Origin of the sequence: Paenibacillus sp. OT2-17, from assembly GCF_009827695.1 — a bacterium.
Taxonomy (GTDB): Bacteria; Bacillota; Bacilli; order Paenibacillales; family Paenibacillaceae; genus Paenibacillus; species Paenibacillus polymyxa_B.
On sequence record NZ_WUDQ01000224.1, the window covers coordinates 1 to 5691 of the forward strand.

Annotated in this window: 4 protein-coding genes; all 4 read left to right on the forward strand. The window is 45.5% G+C overall.

Annotated features, from left to right (window positions below):
* Window positions 1–237 precede the first annotated feature (237 nt).
* The 4 genes from GRP75_RS17995 (at window position 238) to hemW (ending at window position 5520) form a co-directional block, all read left to right on the forward strand.
* On the forward strand, window positions 238–1497 hold the full coding sequence (locus tag GRP75_RS17995; protein ID WP_160789963.1) for a stage II sporulation protein P: 1260 nt from the start codon (window positions 238–240) through the stop codon (window positions 1495–1497).
* 27 nt (window positions 1498–1524) lie between these two features.
* A complete protein-coding gene (locus tag GRP75_RS18000; protein WP_023989516.1) occupies window positions 1525–2037 on the forward strand; it encodes a hypothetical protein in 513 nt (170 codons plus the stop codon).
* 71 nt (window positions 2038–2108) lie between these two features.
* On the forward strand, window positions 2109–3923 hold the full coding sequence (lepA, locus tag GRP75_RS18005) for a translation elongation factor 4 (protein ID WP_023989515.1): 1815 nt from the start codon (window positions 2109–2111) through the stop codon (window positions 3921–3923).
* Between the two features lie 409 nt (window positions 3924–4332).
* Window positions 4333–5520, forward strand: coding sequence for a radical SAM family heme chaperone HemW (gene hemW / locus GRP75_RS18010; RefSeq protein WP_160789964.1), 1188 nt, complete (start codon window positions 4333–4335; stop codon window positions 5518–5520).
* Window positions 5521–5691 lie beyond the last annotated feature (171 nt).

Genomic DNA, 5691 nt, shown 5'->3' on the forward strand with positions numbered 1-5691 from the left:
CCTATACGCATTAATCAAGGGTTGGTAAAATCGTATTTCATACCAAAAGTCTCTATTTAACAGGAATCTAATCTCTTTCAAAAAGGGAGGTGATATACCTGTGGTAGAGATTTTTTGTGTTCTAGCAATTGTTCTCCGTTCATAGAGTTGAAGTATAAGAGATTTCCGCAGCAGATAGGAACCCTATGTTCCGAATATAAAGCGGGTTTCGACGGGACGAAGGAGGACAAGGCTCAGATGAAAAAAATTCAGACCTGGAACGTCGGAAGATGGAGAAGAAAGGGTATCGAAATTTTGGCGATGGGACATACGCTTGTGCTGCTGATCATGGGCTCGGCGCTTTTATTTGTCGTTTTGGGGCTAGGGGGATTGGCAGAAAATCGTCTACAAACATCTCCTGTTTCTTCGATGAAAGGATTGGCAGGTTCGGTGTCTAGCGGTTTTTTTGCGGATATGCTAGGTATGGAAGTACCTCATTTGGCACAAAAGAAGCAGCAATCTTCGTTGTCGGGTGAACAATGGTCGCCTTTTGTTTTTCAGATGCTTACAGGTATTAATCCGCAGGATCCCAAAAGTCTCATTTCTCGTGAGATTCCTGGCATGTCTGCGGGAGCGCCTGTCTTGCTGCGCAAGGGTTCGGGGAACACAAAGGTAGAGGGTCCTACGGATTATCAGCCCGATCAGGAAACGACGGATGCACATGGTGGCTTAGATGCATCTGAGAACCCACCGACTACTACGCCGGATATTCCGACAACACCGCAAACAGATCCGGTACGTGAGGATCATCCAGGTGATACGGTCAAAGGGGACAAGCGTATATTAATCTACCATTCTCATCCCAGAGAAGCATATAACCCACTACTCAGCAAAACCAGTTCCAACCCCAATTCAGGTTCTAAATCAGCCAATGTGTCAAGGGTAGGGGACTTCGTAAAGAAGAGGCTGGAAAAGCAAGGGATATCCACACTGCATGTAAACAAGGATTATGCCACTACAGTTCAAAATTACAATTGGAACTATTCCTATAAATATTCACGCGAAACAGTCAAGGAAGCTTTAGCTGGAAATAAAGGTTTAACTTATTTGCTTGATATTCATCGAGATTCACAACGTCACGGAAAAACAACAGCAACCATTAATGGACTCTCTTATGCCAAGGTGTATTTTATTATCGGACATGACAACAAAAATTGGCGCGAAAATGAAGCTTTTGCTGCTCGTATTCATGAAAAGCTGGAAAAATCGTATCATGGCGTATCACGTGGTGTATGGGGGAAAGATGGTGGCAAAGGCAACAACGGTGAATACAATCAAAGCTTATCTTCGCATAGCATTTTAATTGAAATCGGGGGTATTGACAACACCGAGGAGGAGTTGAAACGCACCTCAGACGTTTTGGCGGACATGATCGGTGAAGTGTATTGGGAAGATCAGAAAGCTCAGAAAGCGGGCACTAACGTATCGGATACAAAAAAGAGCAACAGCGGCAATTAAATGAGGTAGCGGTAAGGGGGGAAGGTAATGTCTGGACATTTTCGTAATAAAGCACTTGGATTTGTATTGCTCATGGGGGCAGGTATTCTACTGGGTATGCAACTGGCAGGATCTGGCCTGCGTTCAGTGTATGGACCGGAATGGAACGGGGATACGATTCAATCGGTAAATCAACAGAAAGTCGGATATGAACAGACGGTTATTGAGGATACACCCGCAGCTAACGCTCGTGCATATAGCGGTACGTATAGCACAAGTGGAAATGTTAAGGTTGAGCCGAAAACGGGAGCGGGTATAAATGAAGCTAGTGGAAGGGAAGAAAATGAGGAGCAGACGGAACTCGGGGCATCCAGGTGGTATTCGACGACTGCGCAGCATGTCAATACTCAGGACCTGGAGACACCGCGTGAACTGTTAGCCGTCAAGGGACAACAAGCTTCGGTGGATACCATGGCGGACAAAACGGCTGGGCTGCTGCAAAACCTATCAAGACAGGGGATTCGATGGGTTGTGTCTGTTTTTGACGGAGTGACAGAATAGAAATATTGCTGACCCCCTATACAACTGCTATAATAAGCTGATTGACACTAGGCATTGTGTGGGGGTAAGGCATGACTGACATATTGGCAAGACAACGTAAAATTCGGAACTTTAGTATCATTGCACATATAGACCACGGTAAATCCACGCTGGCTGACCGGATTTTGGAATACACCGGTGCACTCACATCCCGTGAAATGCAGGAGCAAGTGCTTGATCAGATGGATCTGGAACGGGAGCGCGGGATTACAATCAAGCTCCAGGCAGTGCGACTCACTTATAAGGCCGATGACGGCGAAGAGTACATTTTGAATCTGATTGATACACCGGGACACGTCGATTTTACCTATGAGGTTTCCCGAAGCTTGGCGGCCTGTGAAGGGGCCTTGCTAGTTGTAGACGCGGCACAGGGTATTGAAGCACAGACATTGGCTAACGTATATTTGGCGTTGGACAACAATCTGGAAATTCTGCCGGTGCTTAACAAAATTGATTTGCCAAGTGCCGATCCTGAACGGGTGAAGCAGGAAATCGAGGATGTTATCGGCTTGGATACGAGCGAGACTGTCCACGCATCGGCCAAAGCTGGAATCGGTATCAAGGAAATTTTGGAACAGGTGGTCAGAAGCGTACCTGCTCCGCAAGGGAATCCGAATAATCCGCTGAAGGCGCTTATTTTCGATTCGCATTATGATCCATATAAAGGCGTTATTGTGTATGTCCGCGTCGTAGATGGTAGCATCAAGGCAGGTTCCAAAATTAAAATGATGGCAACTGACAAAACGTTTGAGGTTATTGAAGTTGGTGCTTTCATGCCACGTATGAGCATCGTGGACGAGCTGAACATCGGTGATGTTGGTTTTATCGTTGCTGGTATCAAGCATGTGGGTGATACGCGTGTCGGGGATACGGTGACAGATGCAAAAAATCCAACATTAGAACCGATGCCAGGCTATCGGAAAATTAATCCGATGGTATATTGCGGTCTGTATCCAATCGAAACATCGGAGTATAACGATCTGCGTGAGGCGCTTGAAAAGCTACAACTGAACGATGCTTCGCTCAGCTTTGAGCCAGAAACATCAAGCGCGTTGGGTTTTGGCTTCCGTTGTGGATTCCTTGGTCTGCTTCATATGGACGTTATTCAGGAACGGATTGAACGTGAATTTAACATTCCACTGATTACAACGGCACCAAGCGTTATTTACCGCATAAAGTTGACGAATGGGGAAACGATCCAGATCGACAATCCATCGAATTATCCGGAAATCGGACGGATTGAACATGTGGAAGAGCCCTATGTAAGAGCAGGTATTATCGTCCCTAATGATTACGTAGGTACGGTGATGGAGCTTTGTCAAACCAAACGTGGTGAGTACGTAAATATGGAATACTTGGATACGACACGGGTAACCATTACGTATCAAATTCCGTTGTCTGAAATCGTATATGATTTCTTCGATCAGCTTAAATCAAGTACCAAAGGTTATGCTTCCTTTGATTATGAGATTTCAGGCTATCGCCAGTCCAACCTGGTGAAAATGGATATCTTGTTGAATGGCGAGCAGGTCGATGCGCTGTCGTTCATCGTGCATAGAGATCGGGCTTATCATCGCGGACGTATTATCTGTGAGAAGCTGCGCGAGCTAATCCCGCGTCAAATGTTCGAGGTGCCAATCCAGGCATCTGTGGGAACAAAGGTCGTGGCGCGTGAAACCGTTAAGGCGATGCGTAAAAACGTCTTGGCCAAATGCTACGGCGGCGATATTTCCCGTAAACGGAAGCTGCTTGAAAAGCAAAAAGAGGGCAAGAAGCGTATGAAGCAGGTCGGTAACGTAGAAGTACCACAGGAAGCATTTATGGCGGTACTGAAAATAGATGAGTAAAGCTGCTTGAAGTATTCGTCCATTCTTTCATGGGGCATTTGCCGTGCATGGAGAATGGACGTTATTTATTTGAGCAAGCTATCCAGAGATGGAGTATTTGTTATCTCAGTTGCAAAAATAGTATAACAACAGTATCTTTAGCGTATTTCTAAAGATACTTTACTCTTACTGCAACACCTACATCACAAAAAATGACCGATGGTGGTGGGCAGCAGCAGAGTGGATGGAATCGTTCTGAAGAAGCGTTAGCGTTCGCCTTTATCCCCGGATTTTACCCTATTAAGTTTATTTACAAAGAAAAAATCCGGGGGTAACAGCGATCGGAAGAATGATCCATTCACTGAGCGTTCTCCCCCCTCTTCGCCATTTTTTTCAATCACCACACACTGAATTGACAAGGAGGATCGGTATGACCGCATCCATACAAAAACATGAACATTCATCCGCGCCTCAAGCGGTTTACCTGCATATACCTTTTTGCACGAATAAATGCTTTTACTGTGATTTCAACTCTTATGTGCTCAAGGATCAACCTGTTATGGAATATCTGTATGCACTGGAACGGGAGATGGAACATACAGTCAAGCTTCACCCGCCAGGAGAGATTAAAACCATTTTTGTCGGGGGCGGAACACCAACTACCCTAAACCCGAAAGAAATGGAATATTTCCTGAAGAGCGTCCGAACCTATTTCCCAAATTGGGCGGAAGATATTGAGTTTTCCATGGAAGCCAATCCAGGCACCACTGATTTTGAAAAACTCTCTGTGATGAAGGAAGGCGGCGTCAATCGACTGAGCTTTGGTGTGCAGGCTTTTCAGAATGAGCTACTCACAGGCATAGGTCGTATTCACAGTACAGATGACGTATATCGTAGTTTGGAAAACGCCCGTAAGGTCGGCTTGGACAACTTGTCGATTGACCTGATGTTTGGTTTGCCGAATCAAACGGTGGACATGCTGCATGAAAGCGTGAGTAGAGCACTAGAGCTGGAGCTTCCTCATTACTCTATCTACAGCTTGAAGGTTGAAGAAAACACACTCTTCCATACGCTGTACCAGAAAAATCAGCTGCCACTTCCACATGAGGATGACGAACTGGAAATGTATTTACTCCTCATGCGTCGCATGAAAGAAGCGGGGTATGAGCAGTATGAGATTAGCAATTTCGCAAAACCAGGTTTGGGGAGCAAGCACAACATGACCTATTGGCGAAATGAAGACTATTACGGTCTCGGCGCAGGGGCACATGGATATGTTGGCAGAGAGCGTCATATGAACATTAAGGGTATTAACCCTTATGTGGAGGCTAGTCGTAATGGTTTGCCACGTCTGGATAGCTTTGAGGTGCCAGCGGCGGAAGCTATGGAGGATTTTCTTATGGTCGGTTTGAGAATGCTAGAGGGCGTTTCTAAGTCCCGCTTTGAAGCTCAATTCGGTCAGGCGCTAGAGGATACATTTACTGCTCCTCTCGGAAAAATGCTTAATGCCGGGTTAATCGAATCAATTGAGGACGGTTATCGCTTGAGTGAACGCGGCATTTTATTCGGAAATGATGTATTTGCAGAGTTCATCGGTTCTATCACGGTAAATTCATAAGTCGTAGGCTTCAGTACAGTACGTTTCAACTTTATAAGCTGGGACGATCATTTTATAACACCATTCTGTCATAGCAGGGTAAATGGAGTATTGCGATTCTATGCGTTATGTTGTATATTTATTCATTATATGCGGCAAGCGGCAGGAGGAGAGCAAGATGGCTTCAGTGTG